General features: G+C 66.0%; 18 protein-coding genes. 7 read left to right on the forward strand and 11 right to left on the reverse strand.

Annotated features, from left to right (window positions below; genetic code table 11):
• The first annotated feature begins 8 nt into the window (after positions 1–8).
• The 3 genes from P0R31_RS08895 to P0R31_RS08905 all read left to right on the forward strand — a co-directional run bounded on the left by P0R31_RS08895 (position 9) and on the right by P0R31_RS08905 (position 1,902).
• A complete protein-coding gene (locus tag P0R31_RS08895; protein WP_036046075.1) occupies positions 9–320 on the forward strand; it encodes a DUF1330 domain-containing protein in 312 nt (103 codons plus the stop codon).
• Between the two features lie 118 nt (positions 321–438).
• Positions 439–1,254, forward strand: a complete 816-nt coding sequence (dapB, locus tag P0R31_RS08900) for a 4-hydroxy-tetrahydrodipicolinate reductase (protein WP_275513746.1) — start codon at positions 439–441, stop codon at positions 1,252–1,254.
• Between the two features lie 24 nt (positions 1,255–1,278).
• Positions 1,279–1,902 carry a 2,3-bisphosphoglycerate-dependent phosphoglycerate mutase gene (locus tag P0R31_RS08905; RefSeq protein ID WP_275513747.1) on the forward strand — a complete coding sequence of 208 codons (624 nt, stop codon included), beginning with the start codon at positions 1,279–1,281 and terminating at the stop codon, positions 1,900–1,902.
• A gap of 151 nt (positions 1,903–2,053) precedes the next feature.
• Here P0R31_RS08905 and P0R31_RS08910 read toward each other — a convergent pair whose 3' ends face one another.
• Positions 2,054–2,950 carry a bifunctional helix-turn-helix domain-containing protein/methylated-DNA--[protein]-cysteine S-methyltransferase gene (locus tag P0R31_RS08910; RefSeq protein ID WP_275513748.1) on the reverse strand — a complete coding sequence of 299 codons (897 nt, stop codon included), beginning with the start codon at positions 2,948–2,950 and terminating at the stop codon, positions 2,054–2,056.
• Positions 2,951–3,004: 54 nt separating this feature from the next.
• Positions 3,005–3,538 (reverse strand): DUF2244 domain-containing protein, encoded by a 534-nt coding sequence (locus P0R31_RS08915; protein ID WP_275513749.1) that lies wholly within the window; start codon positions 3,536–3,538, stop codon positions 3,005–3,007.
• Between the two features lie 22 nt (positions 3,539–3,560).
• Between P0R31_RS08915 and nth the strand changes: the two genes are divergently transcribed.
• Positions 3,561–4,313, forward strand: coding sequence for an endonuclease III (nth, locus tag P0R31_RS08920; protein WP_275513750.1), 753 nt, complete (start codon positions 3,561–3,563; stop codon positions 4,311–4,313).
• Positions 4,314–4,334: 21 nt separating this feature from the next.
• Here the strand turns inward: nth and P0R31_RS08925 are convergent, their stop codons facing one another.
• From P0R31_RS08925 to P0R31_RS08935, 3 genes are all read right to left on the reverse strand, one after another.
• Positions 4,335–5,075, reverse strand: coding sequence for a sulfate transporter family protein (locus tag P0R31_RS08925; RefSeq protein WP_275513751.1), 741 nt, complete (start codon positions 5,073–5,075; stop codon positions 4,335–4,337).
• A 162-nt stretch (positions 5,076–5,237) separates the two neighbouring features.
• Positions 5,238–5,684 (reverse strand): nickel-responsive transcriptional regulator NikR, encoded by a 447-nt coding sequence (gene nikR / locus P0R31_RS08930; protein ID WP_275513752.1) that lies wholly within the window; start codon positions 5,682–5,684, stop codon positions 5,238–5,240.
• A 202-nt stretch (positions 5,685–5,886) separates the two neighbouring features.
• The gene (locus P0R31_RS08935; RefSeq protein ID WP_275513753.1) at positions 5,887–8,337 is read right to left on the reverse strand and encodes a heavy metal translocating P-type ATPase; all 2,451 of its coding nucleotides are present in this window, start codon (positions 8,335–8,337) and stop codon (positions 5,887–5,889) included.
• Between the two features lie 63 nt (positions 8,338–8,400).
• Here P0R31_RS08935 and P0R31_RS08940 point away from each other — a divergent pair, with 63 nt between their 5' ends.
• Positions 8,401–8,676, forward strand: coding sequence for a metal-sensitive transcriptional regulator (locus P0R31_RS08940; RefSeq protein WP_275513754.1), 276 nt, complete (start codon positions 8,401–8,403; stop codon positions 8,674–8,676).
• A gap of 210 nt (positions 8,677–8,886) precedes the next feature.
• On the opposite strand, the gene P0R31_RS08945 is transcribed toward P0R31_RS08940, so the two are convergent.
• Positions 8,887–9,843 (reverse strand): YiiX/YebB-like N1pC/P60 family cysteine hydrolase, encoded by a 957-nt coding sequence (locus P0R31_RS08945; protein ID WP_275513755.1) that lies wholly within the window; start codon positions 9,841–9,843, stop codon positions 8,887–8,889.
• A gap of 189 nt (positions 9,844–10,032) precedes the next feature.
• On the opposite strand from P0R31_RS08945, the gene P0R31_RS08950 reads away from it, so the two are divergent.
• On the forward strand, positions 10,033–11,421 hold the full coding sequence (locus tag P0R31_RS08950) for a flavin monoamine oxidase family protein (protein ID WP_275513756.1): 1,389 nt from the start codon (positions 10,033–10,035) through the stop codon (positions 11,419–11,421).
• A gap of 191 nt (positions 11,422–11,612) precedes the next feature.
• On the opposite strand, the gene P0R31_RS08955 is transcribed toward P0R31_RS08950, so the two are convergent.
• The 4 genes from P0R31_RS08955 to pheS all read right to left on the reverse strand — a co-directional run bounded on the left by P0R31_RS08955 (position 11,613) and on the right by pheS (position 16,418).
• Positions 11,613–12,383 (reverse strand): sulfite exporter TauE/SafE family protein, encoded by a 771-nt coding sequence (locus P0R31_RS08955; protein WP_275513757.1) that lies wholly within the window; start codon positions 12,381–12,383, stop codon positions 11,613–11,615.
• Positions 12,380–14,788: a phenylalanine--tRNA ligase subunit beta gene (gene pheT / locus P0R31_RS08960; RefSeq protein ID WP_275513758.1), complete on the reverse strand. Its 2,409-nt coding sequence runs from the start codon at positions 14,786–14,788 to the stop codon at positions 12,380–12,382. The genes P0R31_RS08955 and pheT overlap by 4 nt, the downstream gene beginning before the upstream one ends.
• On the reverse strand, positions 14,785–15,255 hold the full coding sequence (locus P0R31_RS08965; protein ID WP_275513759.1) for an endonuclease domain-containing protein: 471 nt from the start codon (positions 15,253–15,255) through the stop codon (positions 14,785–14,787). The genes pheT and P0R31_RS08965 overlap by 4 nt, the downstream gene beginning before the upstream one ends.
• Positions 15,256–15,335: 80 nt before the next feature.
• A complete protein-coding gene (gene pheS / locus P0R31_RS08970) occupies positions 15,336–16,418 on the reverse strand; it encodes a phenylalanine--tRNA ligase subunit alpha (protein ID WP_275513760.1) in 1,083 nt (360 codons plus the stop codon).
• A 151-nt stretch (positions 16,419–16,569) separates the two neighbouring features.
• Between pheS and P0R31_RS08975 the strand changes: the two genes are divergently transcribed.
• The gene (locus P0R31_RS08975; RefSeq protein ID WP_275513761.1) at positions 16,570–16,989 is read left to right on the forward strand and encodes a hypothetical protein; all 420 of its coding nucleotides are present in this window, start codon (positions 16,570–16,572) and stop codon (positions 16,987–16,989) included.
• A gap of 8 nt (positions 16,990–16,997) precedes the next feature.
• On the opposite strand, the gene rplT is transcribed toward P0R31_RS08975, so the two are convergent.
• Positions 16,998–17,357, reverse strand: coding sequence for a 50S ribosomal protein L20 (rplT, locus tag P0R31_RS08980; RefSeq protein ID WP_027561620.1), 360 nt, complete (start codon positions 17,355–17,357; stop codon positions 16,998–17,000).
• Positions 17,358–17,384 lie beyond the last annotated feature (27 nt).

The following is a 17,384-nucleotide window of genomic DNA, read 5'->3' on the forward strand; positions in this document are numbered from 1 at the left end:
GAAGAACAATGGCAAAGGGTTACTGGATCGGGCGGGTCGACGTCAGCAATGACGAGGGCTACAAGCCCTATGCGATCGCCAACGGCCCGATCTTCAAGAAATGGGGCGGCCGTTTCGTCGTCCGCGCCGGCAAGTTCACCACCGTCGAAGGCGCCAGCCGCAACCGCAACGTCGTGATCGAATTCCCTGACTACGAGACCGCGCTCGCCTGCTACAACTCGCCGGAATACCAGGCCAACATCAAGGTGCGCCAGCCGCACTCGATCGCCGACCTCATCGTCATCGAAGGCTACGACGGCCCGCAGCCGCAGGACGGCTGAGGCTCGATCCCGTCTTAGCCTCCCCTGGAGGGGAGGGTAAAGGCACGCGTCGCGCGCGTGGGCCTCGGTTGCCGGAACTGCCTCCCCCCGCTACAACGGCCTCGAAGAGGATCACACCATGTCCGACATGCGCTTGATTGTTGCGGGAGCCGGCGGCCGGATGGGCCGGGCGCTGGTGCGGGCGATTGCCGAAAGCGAGGGCGCCGTGCTGGCGGGCGCGCTGGAGGCGCCGGGCTCCGAGCTGCTCGGCAAGGATGCCGGCGTGCTCGCCGGCCTGCCGGCCAACGACATCAAGCTCTCCGCCGATCTCTGGGCGATGTGCAAGGAGGCCGACGGCATTCTCGATTTCACGGTGCCGGCGGCGACCATCGCCAATGTCGCCATCGCCGCCGAGCGCGGCCTCGTGCACGTCATCGGCACGACCGGCCTGTCCGGCTCCGACAATGCCGTGATCAAGAGCGTCACCAACCGCGCCGTCGTGGTTCAGTCGGGCAATATGAGCCTCGGCGTCAATCTGCTCGCCGCCGTGGTCAAGCGCGTCGCCAAGGCGCTCGACCAGAGTTTTGACATCGAGATCGTCGAGACCCATCACCGCATGAAGGTCGATGCGCCCTCGGGCACCGCGCTGATGCTGGGCCAGGCCGCAGCGAGCGGCCGCGGCGTCACCCTCGATGACCATTCCGAGCGCGGCCGCGACGGCATCACCGGTGCCCGTCGGCCCGGCAATATCGGCTTCGCCTCCTTGCGCGGCGGCACCGTGGCCGGCGACCACAGCGTGACCTTCCTCGGCCCGTTCGAGCGCCTGACGCTGTCGCATCAGGCCGAGGACCGCATGCTGTTCGCCCATGGTGCGCTCAAGGCGGCGCTGTGGGCGCACGGCAAGAAGCCGGGGCACTACACCATGGCCGACGTGCTCGGCCTGTCCGACATCTGAACTGAACAACACGGAAAGCAGTTGATGAGCGAACGTCTTCTCGTGCTCGTGCGCCACGGCCAGAGCGAATGGAATCTGAAGAACCTGTTCACGGGCTGGAAGGACCCTGATCTCACCGAGCTCGGCGTGAACGAAGCCAAGGAGGCCGGCCGCAAGCTGAAGGCACAGGGCCTGGTGTTCGACGTCGCCTTCACCTCGGTCCTGACGCGCGCGCAGCACACGCTGGATCTCATCCTCGGCGAGCTCGGGCAGGAGGGTCTGCCGACTTCGAAGAACCTCGCGCTCAACGAGCGCGACTACGGCGATCTCTCCGGGCTCAACAAGGACGACGCCCGCAAGAAATGGGGCGAGGAGCAGGTGCTGATCTGGCGCCGCTCCTACGACGTGCCGCCGCCCGGCGGCGAAAGCCTGAAGGATACGCTCGCGCGCGCGCTGCCGTACTACGTGCAGGAGATCCTGCCCAGCGTGCTCAACGGCAAGCGCACGCTGGTTGCCGCCCACGGCAACTCGCTGCGCGCGCTGATCATGGTGCTGGAAAAGCTCTCCCCCGAAGGCATTTTGAAGCGCGAGCTCGCGACGGGTGTGCCGATCATCTACCGCCTCAACGCGGATTCGACCGTGGCCTCGAAGCTGGATCTGGCGGGGTAGACTTTGCCGCAAGCGCGGTGCCGTAGGGTGGGTTAGACGGCGACTGCGAAAAGCGCAGTCGCTGGCGTAACTCACCACTTCTGTTCTGCGGAAACCAAAGAGGTGGGTTACGCTGCGCTAACCCACCCTACGAAATCCTACTGCATCTTGCCTACTGCAGCCCCAGCTGCCCGGCCTCCCAGCCCAGCATCGCCTGCTTGCGGGTGATGCCCCAATGATAGCCGGTGAGCGTGCCGCTCTTGCCGAGCGCGCGGTGGCAGGGCACGACGAACGAGACCGGGTTCTTGCCGACCGCAGCACCGACGGCGCGCGAAGCCTTGGGATTGCTGATGTTGCATGCGATGTCGGAATAGGACACCGCGCGGCCCATCGGAATCTTCAAGAGCGTCTCCCACACCCGCACCTCGAAATCGGTGCCGATCAGCACCACGCGCAGCGGCTGATCCGGCCGCCACAGTTTTGGATCGAAGATGCGCGCTGCGAGCGGCGCGGTGCCTTCGTGATCTTCCACATAGGTGGCGTTCGGCCAGCGCCGCGTCATGTCGGCGAGCGCGATCTTCTCCTCGCCGTGATCGGCGAAGGCGAGGCCCGACAGGCCGCGGTCGGTGGCGATCACGATCGCGGTGCCGAACGGCGAAGGGTGGAAGCCGTAGCGCAGGGTGAGGCCGGCACCGCCGTTCTTCCATTCGCCCGGCGACATCGCTTCATGGGTGACGAAGAGATCGTGCAGCCGGCCCGGCCCGGACAGGCCGGAGTCGAGCGCCGCATCAAGGATGCTGGCGGAATCCCTGAGCAGGTTCTTGGCGTGGTCGAGGGTGAGCGCCTGCATGAAGGCCTTCGGCGTGATCGAAGCCCAGCGGCGGAACAGATGGTGTAGCTCGTCCGGCGTTACCCCGGCGGCATCCGCCATCGCCTCGATGGTCGGCTGCGCGCGCCAGTTCGCCGAGATGAAGGCGATCGCCCGTCGCACCGAATCATAGTCGCGCAACGCGGCGTTCTGGGTGCCCGGCCTGGCCAGGCGCTGGTCATGTATCGCAAGGGTCATCATGACCGGAAATGTAGGGGAGCGGCCGGCGCGAAACCACCCGATTTCCGACTGCGCTCAGGTCGCCGGATGATAGGTCGGGCCACGCCGAGCGGCGTTGAGAGCCCCGACCAAAGCATTGTAAAAGCTCGCCTTTTCTTCAGGGCCGAGAAAGCCTGCGATGAGCAGGCGGCGGCCGCGGGAGATCAGATAGAGGTGCTCGATGCCGTATTCCTCATCGACCTCCTGGTCGAGCCGGACCCAGAGCGGATTGAAGGTCCATTCGGCAACCTGGCCACGATGGCTGACGCGCCGCACCCGCAATTCCGACGTCGTCACCACGATTTCCTCGCTGGCCCGTGCGGCGCGAAAATTGACCTTGAAGGCCCACCAGATCACGAGCACGTCGAGACCGAAGAAACCGAGCACCGGCCAAGCGCCCATCATCAGGAAAGCGAGGCCCGTGACGAAGCCGACGGCGCTCAGGAACAGCATCACGGCGAGAAAGCCGGTGCGGTTCAGCGAGCGGTGCGGCGTCAGCAGCGCAGAGAAGATCTGAGGCTCATCCTCGCTCTCTGATCGCGGCCGCGCAATTTCGTTGCCTGTGCTCATCGTCCATCAGTATATCCCGATCATGGCGAAAATCACCCGCAAGCCGGTGCCGCGCAAAGCGGCGGTGCCGAAGAAAACGGCAAGACCGGTCGCGACCAAGCCGAGAGCACCCGCAAAGAAATCACTCAAAGCCACAAAGCCGTGGACGCCGGCCGAGGTCCACGAGGTCTTCAGCCGCTTCCGCAAGGCCAATCCGGAGCCCAAGGGCGAGCTCGAGCACGTCAACCCGTTCACGCTGCTGGTCGCGGTGGTGCTGTCGGCACAGGCGACCGATGCCGGCGTCAACAAGGCGACGCGTGCGCTGTTCGAGGTTGCCGACACCCCGCAGAAGATGCTCGATCTCGGCGAGGAGCGCTTGCGCGACTACATCAAGACGATCGGTCTCTACCGCACCAAGGCCAGGAACGTGATCGCGCTGTCGGCCAAGCTGCTCAATGAATTCGGCGGCGAGGTGCCGCGCACGCGCACGGAGATCGAGTCATTGCCCGGCGCAGGTCGCAAGACCGCCAACGTCGTGCTCAACATGGCCTTCGGCGAGCACACCATGGCGGTCGACACCCATGTCTTCCGCGTCGGCAATCGCACGGAGCTTGCGCCCGGCAAGACGCCGCTGGAGGTCGAGCTTGGCCTCGAAAAGGTGATCCCGGCCGAGTTCATGCTGCACGCGCATCATTGGCTGATCCTGCACGGCCGCTATACCTGCCTCGCCCGCAAGCCGCGCTGCGAGGTCTGCCTGATCAACGATCTCTGCCGCTGGCCGGAGAAGACGGTCTGAGACAGCGCTGCCTCGGCGCCGTTATCGCACCTGCCGCGCCGGCTCGATCAGCTCGGGCCGCGAGCCTGACAGGCGCTTGTGCATGTGGACCATGAAGGCCATGCCGAAGATCGGTGTCGCCAGGTTCACGATCGGGATCGAGACGAAGGCGGCGATGAACAGGCCGGCGGTGAAGACGGTTGCGGCATTGTCGCGCCGCATCGCCTTGGCTTCCTCGGGCGGGCGGAAGCGCATCGCGGCGAGCTCGAAATATTCGCGGCCGAGCAGCCAGGCGGCGGCGAGGAAGAAGATCAGGAAACCGGCGCCGGCGAACAGCACCAGCGGCAGCGCAGCGAGATAGACCAGGATGGCCACGAGCGCGGTCTTGATGCCCTCGAGCATCGCCCGGCTGAACGGCAGTGCGGTGCCCGGCCGCTCGGCCGGATAATGCTCGCGCTCGACGATGTCGGCGACGTCGTCGACGAACAGGCTCGCCACCACCGAGGTGATGGCCGGCATCAGGAAGATGCCGCCGAACACGACGCCGAGACCCGTCGCGATCGAGACGATCCAGGAGAGAACCTCGATCGAGGAATGCCAGCCCGGCCCGAGCAGGCCTTCCAGCCACACCTCGCCGGAGGTCGCAAACCAGCTGAGCAGCCGCTGCAAGCCGATCGCCAGCACGACGATCAGCACCAGCGCCAGCCCGATCGACCGCCACAGGATCGAGCGCATCGGCGGCGAGATCAATTGCGACAGCGCCTTGATGGCGGCATCCAGCATGGGGGACCCTCTGAGGTAAACACCTCGCGAGAGGTAGACACCCAATGCGGCTTCGGCAAGGGCGCGGGGGCTGCCCTCGGCCGCGAACGCGGCGCGAGCTCTTGCTTACCCTCCCCCTCCAGGGGAGGGTAAGAGCCGCTACTCTTCCGAGAGCAGCCTAGACTAATCGTGTCTATGCCCGTGCTTGCGCGTCTTCGCTTGTTTGCTGTCGCCGGTCGGGATCATCACCACGCGGCCGTAGCGCACGCCGCGCTCGGCGATGATGTGGTCGGCGAAGTGCCTGACCTCCGAGGCCGCGCCGCGCAGCGCCGTCATCTCCATGCAATTGTTGTCGTCGAGGTGGACATGCAGCGTCGCCAGCGCGAGGTCGTGGTGGCCGTGGAATTCCTGCACCAGCCGTTTCGACAGATCGCGCGCCGCGTGGTCATAGACGTAGACGAGGCCGGCGACGCATTGGCCGGCCTGCGCGGTGTCCTCGGCGCTCTGCTGCAGGCCGGCGCGCGCGAGGTCGCGGATGATCTCGGAGCGGTTCTGGTAGCCGCGCGCTTCCGCCGCCGCATCGATCTCCGCCAGGAGATCGTCCTCGATCGTGATGGTAATCCGCTGCATCAGGTCCTCTCCGCGGGCGCCGCTCGCTCTCACCTCGCCCCGCTTGCGGGGAGAGGTCGGAATTTAAGCGTAGCTTGAATTCCGGGTGAGGGGGACTCTCCGCGACTCCAATTCTCACCGTGATTGCGGAGACAGCCCCTCACCCCAACCCTCTCCCCGTAAGAACGGGGCGAGGGAGCGCACCTTCCTTGCCGCGGTACATTCACAGCCGCGTCGCACGCAGCCGCAGCGCGTTGCCGACCACGCTGACCGAGGACAGCGCCATCGCCGCCGCGGCGATGATCGGGGAGAGCAACAGACCGAACGCCGGATAGAGGACGCCGGCGGCAATCGGAATCCCGGCGGCGTTGTAGATGAAGGCGAAGAACAGGTTCTGCCGGATATTGCTCATCGTCGCCTGCGACAGTTTTCGCGCGCGGACGATGCCGACGAGGTCGCCCTTGAGCAGCGTCACGCCGGCGCTCTCCATCGCAACGTCGGTGCCGGTGCCCATGGCGATGCCGACCTCGGCCGCCGCCAGCGCCGGCGCGTCGTTGACGCCGTCGCCGGCCATGGCGACGCTGCGGCCGGCCTTCTGCAGTTTTGTCACCACCGCGCTCTTCTGGTCCGGCAGCACTTCGGCCTCGACCTCGGCAATGCCGAGCCGGCGCGCTACGGCCTCGGCCGTGGTGCGGTTGTCGCCGGTCAGCATGATCACCTTGATGCCCTCCGCCGCGAGCGCCTTCAGCGCCTCCGGCGTCGAGGCCTTGACCGGATCTGCGATCGCGAACAGGCCGGCGAGCCGGCCGTCGACCGCCATGTTGATCACGGTGGCGCCGTCGCCGCGCAGCCGCTCGGCCTCGGCGTCGAGCGTCGTGGTGTCGATGCCGATCGTCGACAGATATCTGGCATTGCCGAGCACGACGGTCTTGCCGTCGACCTTGCCGGTCGCGCCCTTGCCCGTCGGCGAATCGAACTGCTCGACCTGGCCGAGCGGGAGCTGCTTCTCCTTCGCCGCGCGCACGATGGCGTCGGCCAGCGGATGCTCGCTGGCGCGCTCGACGGTGGCCGCCAGCCGGAGGATATCGTCTTCCGCAAAGCCGGAGGCCGGCGCGATCGAGACCACCTTGGGCTTGCCTTCGGTCAGCGTGCCGGTCTTGTCGACCACCAGCGTGTCGATCTTCTCCATCCGCTCCAGCGCTTCGGCGTTCTTGATCAGGACGCCACCTTGCGCGCCGCGGCCGACGCCGACCATGATCGACATCGGGGTGGCCAGGCCCAGCGCACAGGGGCAGGCGATGATCAGCACGCTCACGGCGGCGACGAGGCCGAAGGCGAGCCGCGGCTCCGGTCCGAACCAGGCCCAGGCGGCAAAGGCCGCGACGGCGATGACGATCACCAGCGGCACGAACCAGCCGGAGACCTGGTCGGCCAGGCGCTGGATCGGCGCGCGCGAGCGCTGCGCATCCGCGACCATCTGCACGATCTGCGACAGCAGCGTCTCGCGCCCGACCTTGTCGGCGCGCATGATGAAGCTGCCGGACTGGTTCAGCGTGCCGGCGATGACCTTTGCGCCAGCCTCCTTGGTGACCGGCATGGATTCACCCGTCACCAGCGATTCATCGAGCGACGAGCGGCCCTCGAGGATGATGCCGTCGACCGGCACCTTCTCGCCGGGACGGACGCGCAGGCGATCGCCGGCGTGGAGCGTGTCGATCTCGACCTCGTGCTCGCTGCCATCGGCATCGACGCGGCGCGCGGTCTTCGGCGCGAGCTGCAGCAGCGCCTTGATCGCACCCGACGTTGCATCGCGGGCGCGCAGCTCCAGCACCTGGCCGAGCAGCACCAGCACGGTGATGACGGCGGCCGCCTCGAAATAGACCGCGACCGCGCCCTCATGGCCGCGGAACGTGGGGGGGAAGATCTGCGGCGTGACCGTGCCGAGCACGCTGTAGACATACGCAACCCCGGTGCCCATCGCGATCAGCGTGAACATGTTGAGATTGCGCGTCAGCAGCGACTGCCAGCCGCGGACGAAGAACGGCCAGCCGGCCCAGAGCACCACGGGCGTTGCGAAGGCGAGCTGGATCCAATTCGACAGGGTCGGATCGATCCAGCTGTGGGGGCTTGCGAGATGGCCGCCCATCTCCAGCGCGATCGGCGGCAGCGACAGCACGCCGCCGATCCAGAACCGCCGCGTCATGTCGGCGAGCTCCGGATTGGGGCCGGTCTCAAGGCTCGCGACCTCAGGCTCCAGCGCCATGCCGCAGATCGGGCACGTGCCCGGGCCGACCTGGCGGATCTGCGGGTGCATCGGACAGGTGTAGATCGTGCCCGCGGGCATCTCCGGTTCGGGCGCCCCGTCCTTGGCAAGATACTTGGCGGGATCGGCGGCGAACTTGGTGCGGCAGCCGGCCGAGCAGAAATGGAAGGTCTCGCCGTGATGCTCGAAGCAATGCTTCGAGGTCGCGGGATCGACCATCATGCCGCAGACGGGATCTTTGACCTTGGTTGCGGCGTCGCCGTGATGATGGCCGTGGCCGGCATGATCTCCGTGGCCGCCGCAGCACGAGGAAGCCTCGGGTTTCGCCGCCGGCGCTGCAGCTTTCGTGGAACAGCCGCATCCGGAATGCGTTGCCGCGCTGTGACGATGCTCGTGCTCGTTGTTGTTCATTGCCATGTTCCGGCCTTTGCGCCTGGTCTTGAAACCTATACCCGGTAGGGGTATATAGGCCCCATGCGCAAGGACATCAAGGCATCCGTCGGAAAACGACTCGGCCGGATCGAGGGCCAGGTTCGTGGCCTCTCGAAAATGGTAGAGGAAGACCGCTACTGCATCGACATCGTGACGCAAATCGCGGCGGTGCGCGCCGCGCTGCGCCGGGTCGAGGAAGAGGTTTTGAAGGATCACGTCGCCCATTGCGTCGAGCACGCCATCGCGACCGGCGACAAGGCCGACCAGCGCGCCAAGATCGCGGAGCTGATGGCGGTGATCGGGCGGGCGGAGCGGTAGCGCGCTCTACGTCGTTGCGAGCGCAGCGAAGCAATCCAGGCTGTTGCTGCGGCGGCAGTCTGGATTGCTTCGTCGCAAAAGCTCCTCGCAATCACGGTGGAGGCAGTCTCGTAGGGTGGGCAAAGCGCAGTGTGCCCACCTCGATCAGGGGTCGCAGAAGAACGTGGGCACGGCGCTTCGCGCCTTTGCCCACCCTACGAGACGGCGAACCTACGCTGCCATCTCCCGCGCCCGCGCGCGATATATCGCGAGCTCGCTGAGCTGCACGAAATGTTCGGAGAACGCCACGCTGGCTTGCGCGCTCACTTCTTCAGCCGGAATTTCAGCCGGCGTCTCTTTGTCAATCGCCTCAGGAACGAGCGGCGGCGCACGGAGCGTTTCTGGAAACACACTGAAAGTGCCCGCCACCTCCTCGAGCGGCTTTTGCTTGTCGGCCCAATGCAGGGCGGTGTAGTCGAATCCATTGACGATGGTGGGTTTGACGACCTCGAAATAGGGCGAGATGTCGAAGTCGCGGGGCATGTAGAGCGAGGAATCGCGGATGTGCAGGATCTCGCGCCGTGCGGCGCGGCTGCCCGCCTTGGTGATCTTCGGCAGGATCGGGTAGCGCACGGCGTCGAAGGCCTGCGCGATCAGCGCGGAACAGATGATCTTGGTCGGGTCGCCCGAGCCGATCGCGATCATGCGCCGGCGCCAGCGCTGCGGTATCGGCAGCGGGAACAGATAGCGCATGAGGTCGACGATGTTCTTGGTGTCGTAGCCAAAGCCGATGCGGTTGATCGCATAGCGGCACACCGTGGTGCGGTCCTCATAGGACAGCCCGACCGGGCGGCAGAGGCGGGTGTGGTAGGGGAAATATTTCGACAGCGGCGCCGAGGTGACGCCTTCGCCGATATTGGCCTCGATCAGAACATGCGGCTCGCCGTTGGGCTCCTCTGCTCCCTCGATCGGACCGACATAGAGCGCGGCATGCGACCAGGTCGACTGCGTCAGGTATTTGATGATGCCGGAGATGCGGTTGTTGCCCTCGACCAGCAGAACGTCGCCGGGCTCGATGATACCGCGCAGATGCTCGGGGTCGCTCGGCGTGAACGGCTCATAGCCCGGCACCTCCTTCGAGAGGTACGCGGCAATCACCTTGCCGACAGAATCCAGGACCGTCCCCATCTCAACCCCCCACGGCCTTTTCCGGCCGTCTTTTTCCCTTCTCTATCATGGTCGAAACGTGTTGCAATTCGGTTCATCACTCTGTGAGATCAAGCATGATTGATTCACCATGATGGTTGCTGCGCAACATTGGATACGGCAAGGTTCGCGGGCTGTTCACGTTCGCCGCAAGTCCCCGGAAACCATGCCATGACAATCACGCGCCGCGGCTTTCTTTCGGCGTCGGCGGCCCTTGCGGCGATGCCGGTGCTGCGCGCATCCGCCGCGCCCCTGCCGCGCGAGGCCGACATCGTCGTGATCGGTGCGGGGGCGGCGGGAATTGCCGCGGCGCGGCGCATCATGGCGACGGGCCGCAAGGTCATCGTGGTGGAGGCGGCCGCACAGGTCGGCGGGCGCTGCATCACCGACAGCACGACCTTCGACACGCCGTTCGACCGCGGCGCCCGCTGGATGCACAATCCCGACACCAACCCGATGATCCGGCTGGCGCGCAACGCCGGGCTGGACGTGCTGCCGGCGCCCTCGGGCCAGAAGATGCGCATCGGCCGCCGCAATGCCCGCGCGGGCGAGACCGAGCAATTCCTGGCCGCCCTGGTGCGCGCCAACCGTGCCATCGACGAGGCCGGGCGGGGCAAGCTCGACACCTCCTGCGCATCGGTGCTGCCGAAGGATCTCGGCGACTGGGCCGGCGCGGCCGAGTTCATGCTGGGCGCGAGCTTCGCCGGCAAGGACCTGAAGGAGCTGTCCGCCATCGACAAGGGACGCGCGCAGGACCGCAACGCGGCGATCGCCTGCCGCCAGGGCCTGGGCACGCTGATCGCCAAGCTCGCCGAGCAGGCGCCGGTGGCGCTGTCCACCCCGGCGAACCGCATCGCCTGGAGCAACCGCGACGTCAGCGTCGAGACGCAGTCCGGCAAGATCGCGGCGCGCGCCGCCATCGTCACGGTCTCGACCAATGTGCTGACATCGGGCGCGATCAAGTTCGCACCCGACATTCCCAAGCGGACACTGGATGCGGCATCGAAGCTCAGCCTCGGCAGCTACGATCGTATCGTGCTGCAGCTGCCCGGCAATCCGCTCGGCCTGTCGCGCGACGACATCCTCATCGAGCAGAGCAATTCGACCCGCACGGCGCTGATGTTCGCCAATATCGGCGGCTCCTCGCTGTGCTCGATCGATGTCGGCGGCTCGTTCGGCCGCGATCTCGCCGAGCAGGGCGAGAAGGCGATGGCTGCCTTTGCCCGGGAGTGGATCACAAAGCTGTTCGGCAGCGAGGCCGCTTCCGTGGTGCAAAAAACCAGCGCCACGCGCTGGAACGCCTCGCCTTACGTGATGGGCGCAATGTCGGCGTCTGCGCCCGGCGGCCAGCTCTCGCGAAGAACCTTGGGCGAGCCGATCGGCAATGTGTTCCTCGCCGGCGAAGCCACCCACGAGACCTTGTGGGGCACCGTCGACGGCGCCTGGGAAAGTGGCGAACGCGCCGCCGATGCAGCCCTGCGCAAGATCGGTGCGCTGAAGGAGGAGCCGGCCGACGTGCCGACGCAGTCGACGAAGAAACGGCGTGTGCCGCGGCAGTAAGGCAATCAAGCCGCAACAAATTCCAATGTCGTCCCGGACAAGCGCAGCGAGGCGGAGCGCAGATCCGGGACCCATACTCACAGGGCGTGGTTTGGCGAAGACTCGGAGTTGCCACCCTGCCCCATAACCACTCCCCGGGGTTATGGGTCCCGGGCTCGCGCTACGCGCGTCCCGGGACGACAGCGGAGATGTTACCGCAGCACGCCATCCAGCACCGGCAATCCGAAGATCACCGCCATCGCAATCAGCGCGTAGCAGATGCCGCGAAACACCTTCTCGCTGGCGCGGCCGAACAATGAGCTGCCGAACGCAACGCCAACCGCATAGACCGGGCCGACGATCAGCGACAGCACCAGCGATTCGCGGCTGATCAGGCCGGTCGTCGCATAGCTGACCATCGAGAAGAAATCCGAGGCGCCGAAGAACAGCACGATATTGGCGCGCGCGACCATCGGCGCGATCGGGCGGCCGAGCCAGTAGCCGACGATCGGCGGGCCGCCGGTCTGCGCGAGCCCGCTGCAGAAGCCTGAGAGGCCGCCGATGCCGACCGAGAGCCAGGCGTGGTCCTTGCCGCGATAGCGCCATCCGGACAGCAACAGCAGCAACAGCGCCGCGACGAAGCAGGAGATGATCCAGCGCGTGGTGACGGGTTCGAGCACGCTGAGGAAATAGGTACCGATGGGGACGCCGATCAGTGCGCCCAGCACGATCACGGCGGTGGCCTTGCGATCGGCCTTCCGCCACGCATCCGGCAGCAGCGGCACGGCCGCGACGAAATCGATGACGAGCAGCAGGGCAGCAACGAGCCGCGGCGCCGCGATGCTGCTTGCCAACGGCATGAAGATCAGCGCCGAGCCGAAGCCGGAGAAGCCGCGCGCGGTGCCCGAAACAAAAGCGACGGCGCAGAGCGCCACCGCAATCGAGAGGCTGACGTCCTTCGGAAGGAAGTCCGCAGGACTCATCCGCGCAACGTGCCGCCGGTCTTCTTGGTGACCTCGGCCACGATCTTCGTGGCGACCGCCTCGATCTCCTGATCAGTCAGGGTTTTCTCGCGCGGTTGCAGCGTGACCGCGATCGCGATCGACTTCTTGGCCTCGTCGAAGCCCTTGCCTTCGTAGACGTCGAAGACATTGACGCCGGTGATCAGCTTCTTGTCGACGCCTTGCGCGGCGCGAACGATGTCGCCGGCCTTGACGGCGCGGTCGACGATGAAAGCGAAGTCGCGCGACACCGGCTGGAACGCCGAGAGTTCGATCAAGGGTTTGGCGCGCGTCGGCTTCTTCTTCGCCTCGGGAATGCGGTCGAGGATCACCTCGAACACGACAAGCGGCCCGTCGGCGCCGAGCGCCTCGAGCGCCCTGGGGTGCACTTCGCCGAAGTAGCCGAGCACGTTCTGCGGCCCGATCTGGATCGTGCCGGAGCGGCCCGGATGCAGCCAGCCGGGACCACCCGCCACGATCTGCAGCGCCTGCATCGGCGCGCCGGCCGCCGCCAGCACCGCCAGTGCATCGGCCTTGGCATCGAATACGTCGGCCTGCGCCGAGCCGGTCCAGTGCCGTCCAATACCTTCGGACGAAGCAAGGCCGCGGCGCACGCCGCTCGCCGCCATGAACTGGTCCTGCGGGCGATCGCCTTTGAACACCTGGCCGACTTCGAACAGCGCGACATCGCCGAAGCCGCGATCGGCATTGGCCTGCGCCGCCGCGATCAGGCCGGCGAGCAGGGTCGGGCGCATGTCGGAGAGATCCGAGGCGATCGGGTTGGCCACCTCGAGCTCGCGCTGTCCGCCGCCGAACAATTCGGCCGCAGGTTTTGCGATGAACGACCAGGTCACGGCTTCGACCATGCCGCGGCTCGCGAGCGCGCGCCGTGCGCGGCGGATGCGCAGCTGCAGCGGCGTCAGCACCGGCTTGCGCGGCTCGTCGCCGCGCTCGAACGGCGTCATCGGCACCTTGTCGACGCCGACGATGCGGACGATCTCCTCAACGATGTCGGCCTTGCCGTGCACGTCGGAGCGCCACGACGGGACCGCGACCTTCACCACCGGGCCGGGACCCGCCATCATGAAGCCGAGATGGGTCAGGATGCGCTTCATCTCGACCTGCGGCACCTCGATGCCGGAGAGGCGCTTCACCTCCGTGACCGGGAAGTCGATCAGGCGGTCGTCGCCGAAGGTCTTGCCGACCACGATCGTTTCGGACGGCGTGCCGCCGCACATCTCCATCACCAGCTTGGTCGCGAGCTCGATGCCGGGCACCATGAAGGCCGGATCGACGCCGCGCTCGAAGCGGTAGCGCGCGTCAGAATTGATGCCGAGCTTGCGGCCGGTCTGGGCGATGTTGATCTCGTTCCACAGCGCCGATTCGATCAGCACGTCTGTGGTGTTCTCGTCGCAGCCCGACCCTTCGCCGCCCATGATGCCGGCGAGCGATTCGACGCCGTGCTCGTCCGCGATCACGCAAATGGCGGGATCGAGATTGTAGGTGCGGCCGTCGAGCGCCAGCAGGCTCTCGCCCTCGCGCGCGCGGCGCACGACGAGATTGCCCTTCACCTTCTTGGCGTCGAACACGTGCAGCGGGCGCGCGCGGTCGTAGGTGATGAAGTTGGTGATGTCGACCAGCGCGTTGATCGGGCGCAGCCCGATCGCGGTCAGCCGCTTCTGCAGCCATTCCGGCGACGGCCCGTTCTTGACCCCGCGCACGAGACGGAGCGCAAAGCCCGGGCAGAGCGTGGCATCCTCGACCGTGACCTTCACGGGACAGGGGAATTCGCCCTTGATCGGCTTGATCGTGGGGTCCTTGAACTTGCCCATGTCGGCGGCGGCGAGATCGCGCGCGATGCCGTGCACGCCGGTGCAGTCCTGCCGGTTCGGCGTCAGATTGATCTCGACCACGGGATCCCCAAGGCCGGCCCATTCGGCGTAAGCCGTGCCAATGGGCGCGTCCGCCGGCAATTCCATGATGCCGTCATGGTCGTTGGAGATCTGCAGCTCGGCCGCCGAGCACAGCATGCCGCGGCTCTCGACGCCGCGGATGGTGCCAACGCCAAGCGTGATATCCTTGCCGGGAATGTAGGTGCCGGGCGGCGAAAACACGCTGACGAGCCCGGCGCGCGCATTTGGCGCCCCGCACACGACCTGCACCGGCGCACCACCGTCGCCAGTGTCGACCATGCAGACGCGCAGACGGTCCGCGTTGGGATGCTGCTCGGCCGAGATCACCTTCGCAATGGTGAACGGCTTCAGCGCCTTCGCCTTGTCCTCGATGCTCTCGACCTCGAGCCCGATCATGGTGAGCTTGTCGGCGAGCTTTTCGAGCGGCTCGTCGGTCTCGAGATGATCCTTCAGCCAGGAGAGTGTGAATTTCATGGCTGTGTGCCTCGGTTCTTATCGGTATCGACGAATTGATTTTGGTCGGTGTCAGCGTTCCCTCCCCCCTTGTGGGGGAGGGTCAGGGAGGGGGGTGAGCCGCGGGCGCCGGCGGAGGCTGCCTGGCGGATTGCCTCAACAACTCCCTCGAGGTTCGTCATCACTTGATCGTTAGTGAAGCGCAGAACCTGAAAACCCTCGGCGGCGAAGAAGGCGTCGCGACGCTCATCCTTCTTCTGACGTTCCTCGAAATCATGGGATTCTCCGTCGAGCTCAATGATGAGCTTCGAGGAGAAGCACACAAAGTCAGCGATGTAGTTTCCGATCGGCGTTTGGCGTCGGATGCCAACACCATCCATGCGATTGGCTTTCAGGTACCGCCACAGCAGTGTTTCAGCGCGCGTCATCGCCCGGCGAAGCTGCTTCGCCTTGCTGCGCTGACGCTCGCTCACAACTGCGTGCGGCATCCGCGGCTACCCCCCTCCCTGGCCCTCCCCCACAAGGGGGGAGGGAACGGAGAGAGTCTTGGTGTGTGTGGGCACAGACATCACGTGCTCAGCCCTCCCGCCAGCGTCGGCACCTCCAGCGGCTTGAAGCCGTAATGGGAGAGCCAGCGGACGTCGCTGTCGAATAGCTGGCGCAAATCGGCGATGCCGTATTTCAGCATGGCGATGCGGTCGATGCCCATGCCCCAGGCGAAGCCCTGGTACTCGTCGGGATCGATGCCGCAGGCGCGCAGCACGTTCGGGTGCACCATGCCGCAGCCGAGAATCTCGAGCCAATCCTCGCCCTCGCCGAAGCGGATCTCGCCCTTGTCGCGACGGCACTGGATGTCGACTTCCAGCGACGGCTCGGTGAACGGGAAGAACGAGGGCCGGAAACGCATGTTGATGTGGTCGACCTCGAAGAACGCCTTGCAGAACTCGTGCAGGATCCATTTGAGGTGGCCGAGATGCGAGCTCTTGTCGATGACGAGGCCCTCAACCTGGTGGAATTGCGGCGTATGGGTCGCGTCCGAATCGATGCGGTAGGTGCGGCCCGGGCAGATCACGCGGATCGGCGGCTTCTGGCTCAGCATGGTGCGCACCTGCACCGGCGAAGTGTGGGTTCGCAGCAGCATGCGCGAGCCGTCCTGCTTCGGATGGAAGAAGAACGTGTCGTGCATCTCGCGCGCCGGATGGCCTTCCGGAAAATTCAGCTTGGTGAAATTGTAGTCGTCGGTCTCGATGTCGGGACCTTCGGCCACCGAGAATCCCATGTCGGCGAAGATGGTGGTGAGCTCGTCCCACACCTGGCTCAGCGGATGGATGCGGCCGGCTTCCGCCGCCGCATCGCGCAGCGGCAAGGTGACGTCGACGGTCTCGGCGGCGAGCCGCGCATCGAGCGCGGCCGATTTCAGAACGTCGCGCCTTGCCGCGAGCGCCTCGGTGACCTTGTCCTTGGCCTGGTTGATGGCCGCACCTTGGGTCTTGCGCTCGTCGGGTGACATCTTGCCGAGCGTGGCGAGCAGCGCGGAGATTGAGCCCTTCTTGCCGAGGGCTGCGACGCGCACGGCTTCGAGCGAGGCTTCATCGCCGGCGGCGGCGATCTGGTCGAGGATGGATGTTTCGAGCGTTGCGAGGTCGGACACAGTCAAATCCTTGGCTCTAAATTCGGCTGGGTTGTCGCCGCCCGAAGGCCGTAACGTCAAGCGAAAAGCCGGTCATTTCGGGCACATGGCCGGCTGGGTTGAACCCTGCGCGGGGACCCGGCACCAACGGGGGTACGAGGAGAGTTTTGCGATGCTTTCGAGATCCTGCCTGGTCGGCCTAGTCCTGCTTCTTTTGCAAGGTGTTTTGGGTGGCGCGGCCTACGCCGAGGAGTGCCCGGCCAAATCGACTTCGATGGACGACGTCATCGCAGTCCTCAATGCGGCGCCTGGCTGCAGCCGTGCCATGAAGCTGTTCGAGGTCTGCGCATATGGCGCCAGCGGCGACGTGCAGTTCGGCGAAGTTGTCGAGAAGAAATGCGAAGCTGATTTCGGCGGCCAACTGAAGCCGCCGCAGAAGCTCAGCTATCAGCGCGAGTTGCAGGCGTGCGATCGCAAGTACCGGAACAAGTCCGGCACCATGTATCTCTCGTTCACAGCCTTTTGCCGGGCGCAGGTCGCCCAGCGTTACTCGCAGCGCGCGTTGAAGGCTGCGGGCCAAAAGGCCCGCTAGCGCTGGTCTCAGGCAGCCAGCGCGGCTTTGGCCTTCTCGGCGATCGCCTGGAACGCGGCGGGCTCGCTGATCGCGAGATCCGACAGCACCTTGCGGTCCACGGTGATCCCGGACTTGGCCATGCCGTCGATAAATCGGCTGTAGGTCAGGCCGAATGGGCGGACCGCGGCGTTGATGCGCTGGATCCAGAGCGCGCGGAACGTCCGCTTCTTACGCTTGCGGTCGCGGAAGGCGTATTGCTGCGCCTTCTCCACGGCCGGCTTGGCGGCGCGGATGGTGTTCTTGCGGCGGCCGTAGAAGCCCTTGGCGGCCTTGTAGACTTTCTTGTGCTTGGCGTGGGCGGTCACACCGCGTTTGACGCGAGACATGACGAAATCCTTCAGAGATGACTTTGG

This window comes from Bradyrhizobium yuanmingense (genome assembly GCF_029167105.1).
In the GTDB taxonomy this organism is placed as follows: domain Bacteria; phylum Pseudomonadota; class Alphaproteobacteria; order Rhizobiales; family Xanthobacteraceae; genus Bradyrhizobium; species Bradyrhizobium yuanmingense_A.

What these genes read in the sequence shown, in the direction of transcription:
- P0R31_RS08925 (WP_275513751.1), bottom strand. Translation starts at nt 5,075, where the DNA reads ATGCTGGATGCCGCCATCAAGGCGCTGTCGCAATTGATCTCGCCGCCG.
- dapB (WP_275513746.1), top strand. Translation starts at nt 439, where the DNA reads ATGTCCGACATGCGCTTGATTGTTGCGGGAGCCGGCGGCCGGATGGGC.
- P0R31_RS08940 (WP_275513754.1), top strand. Translation starts at nt 8,401, where the DNA reads ATGCGCAAGGACATCAAGGCATCCGTCGGAAAACGACTCGGCCGGATC.
- nikR (WP_275513752.1), bottom strand. Translation starts at nt 5,684, where the DNA reads ATGCAGCGGATTACCATCACGATCGAGGACGATCTCCTGGCGGAGATC.
- P0R31_RS08945 (WP_275513755.1), bottom strand. Translation starts at nt 9,843, where the DNA reads ATGGGGACGGTCCTGGATTCTGTCGGCAAGGTGATTGCCGCGTACCTC.
- P0R31_RS08950 (WP_275513756.1), top strand. Translation starts at nt 10,033, where the DNA reads ATGACAATCACGCGCCGCGGCTTTCTTTCGGCGTCGGCGGCCCTTGCG.
- rplT (WP_027561620.1), bottom strand. Translation starts at nt 17,357, where the DNA reads ATGTCTCGCGTCAAACGCGGTGTGACCGCCCACGCCAAGCACAAGAAA.
- P0R31_RS08895 (WP_036046075.1), top strand. Translation starts at nt 9, where the DNA reads ATGGCAAAGGGTTACTGGATCGGGCGGGTCGACGTCAGCAATGACGAG.
- P0R31_RS08915 (WP_275513749.1), bottom strand. Translation starts at nt 3,538, where the DNA reads ATGAGCACAGGCAACGAAATTGCGCGGCCGCGATCAGAGAGCGAGGAT.
- P0R31_RS08975 (WP_275513761.1), top strand. Translation starts at nt 16,570, where the DNA reads ATGCTTTCGAGATCCTGCCTGGTCGGCCTAGTCCTGCTTCTTTTGCAA.
- P0R31_RS08955 (WP_275513757.1), bottom strand. Translation starts at nt 12,383, where the DNA reads ATGAGTCCTGCGGACTTCCTTCCGAAGGACGTCAGCCTCTCGATTGCG.
- pheT (WP_275513758.1), bottom strand. Translation starts at nt 14,788, where the DNA reads ATGAAATTCACACTCTCCTGGCTGAAGGATCATCTCGAGACCGACGAG.
- P0R31_RS08935 (WP_275513753.1), bottom strand. Translation starts at nt 8,337, where the DNA reads ATGAACAACAACGAGCACGAGCATCGTCACAGCGCGGCAACGCATTCC.
- P0R31_RS08910 (WP_275513748.1), bottom strand. Translation starts at nt 2,950, where the DNA reads ATGATGACCCTTGCGATACATGACCAGCGCCTGGCCAGGCCGGGCACC.
- P0R31_RS08905 (WP_275513747.1), top strand. Translation starts at nt 1,279, where the DNA reads ATGAGCGAACGTCTTCTCGTGCTCGTGCGCCACGGCCAGAGCGAATGG.
- nth (WP_275513750.1), top strand. Translation starts at nt 3,561, where the DNA reads ATGGCGAAAATCACCCGCAAGCCGGTGCCGCGCAAAGCGGCGGTGCCG.
- P0R31_RS08965 (WP_275513759.1), bottom strand. Translation starts at nt 15,255, where the DNA reads ATGCCGCACGCAGTTGTGAGCGAGCGTCAGCGCAGCAAGGCGAAGCAG.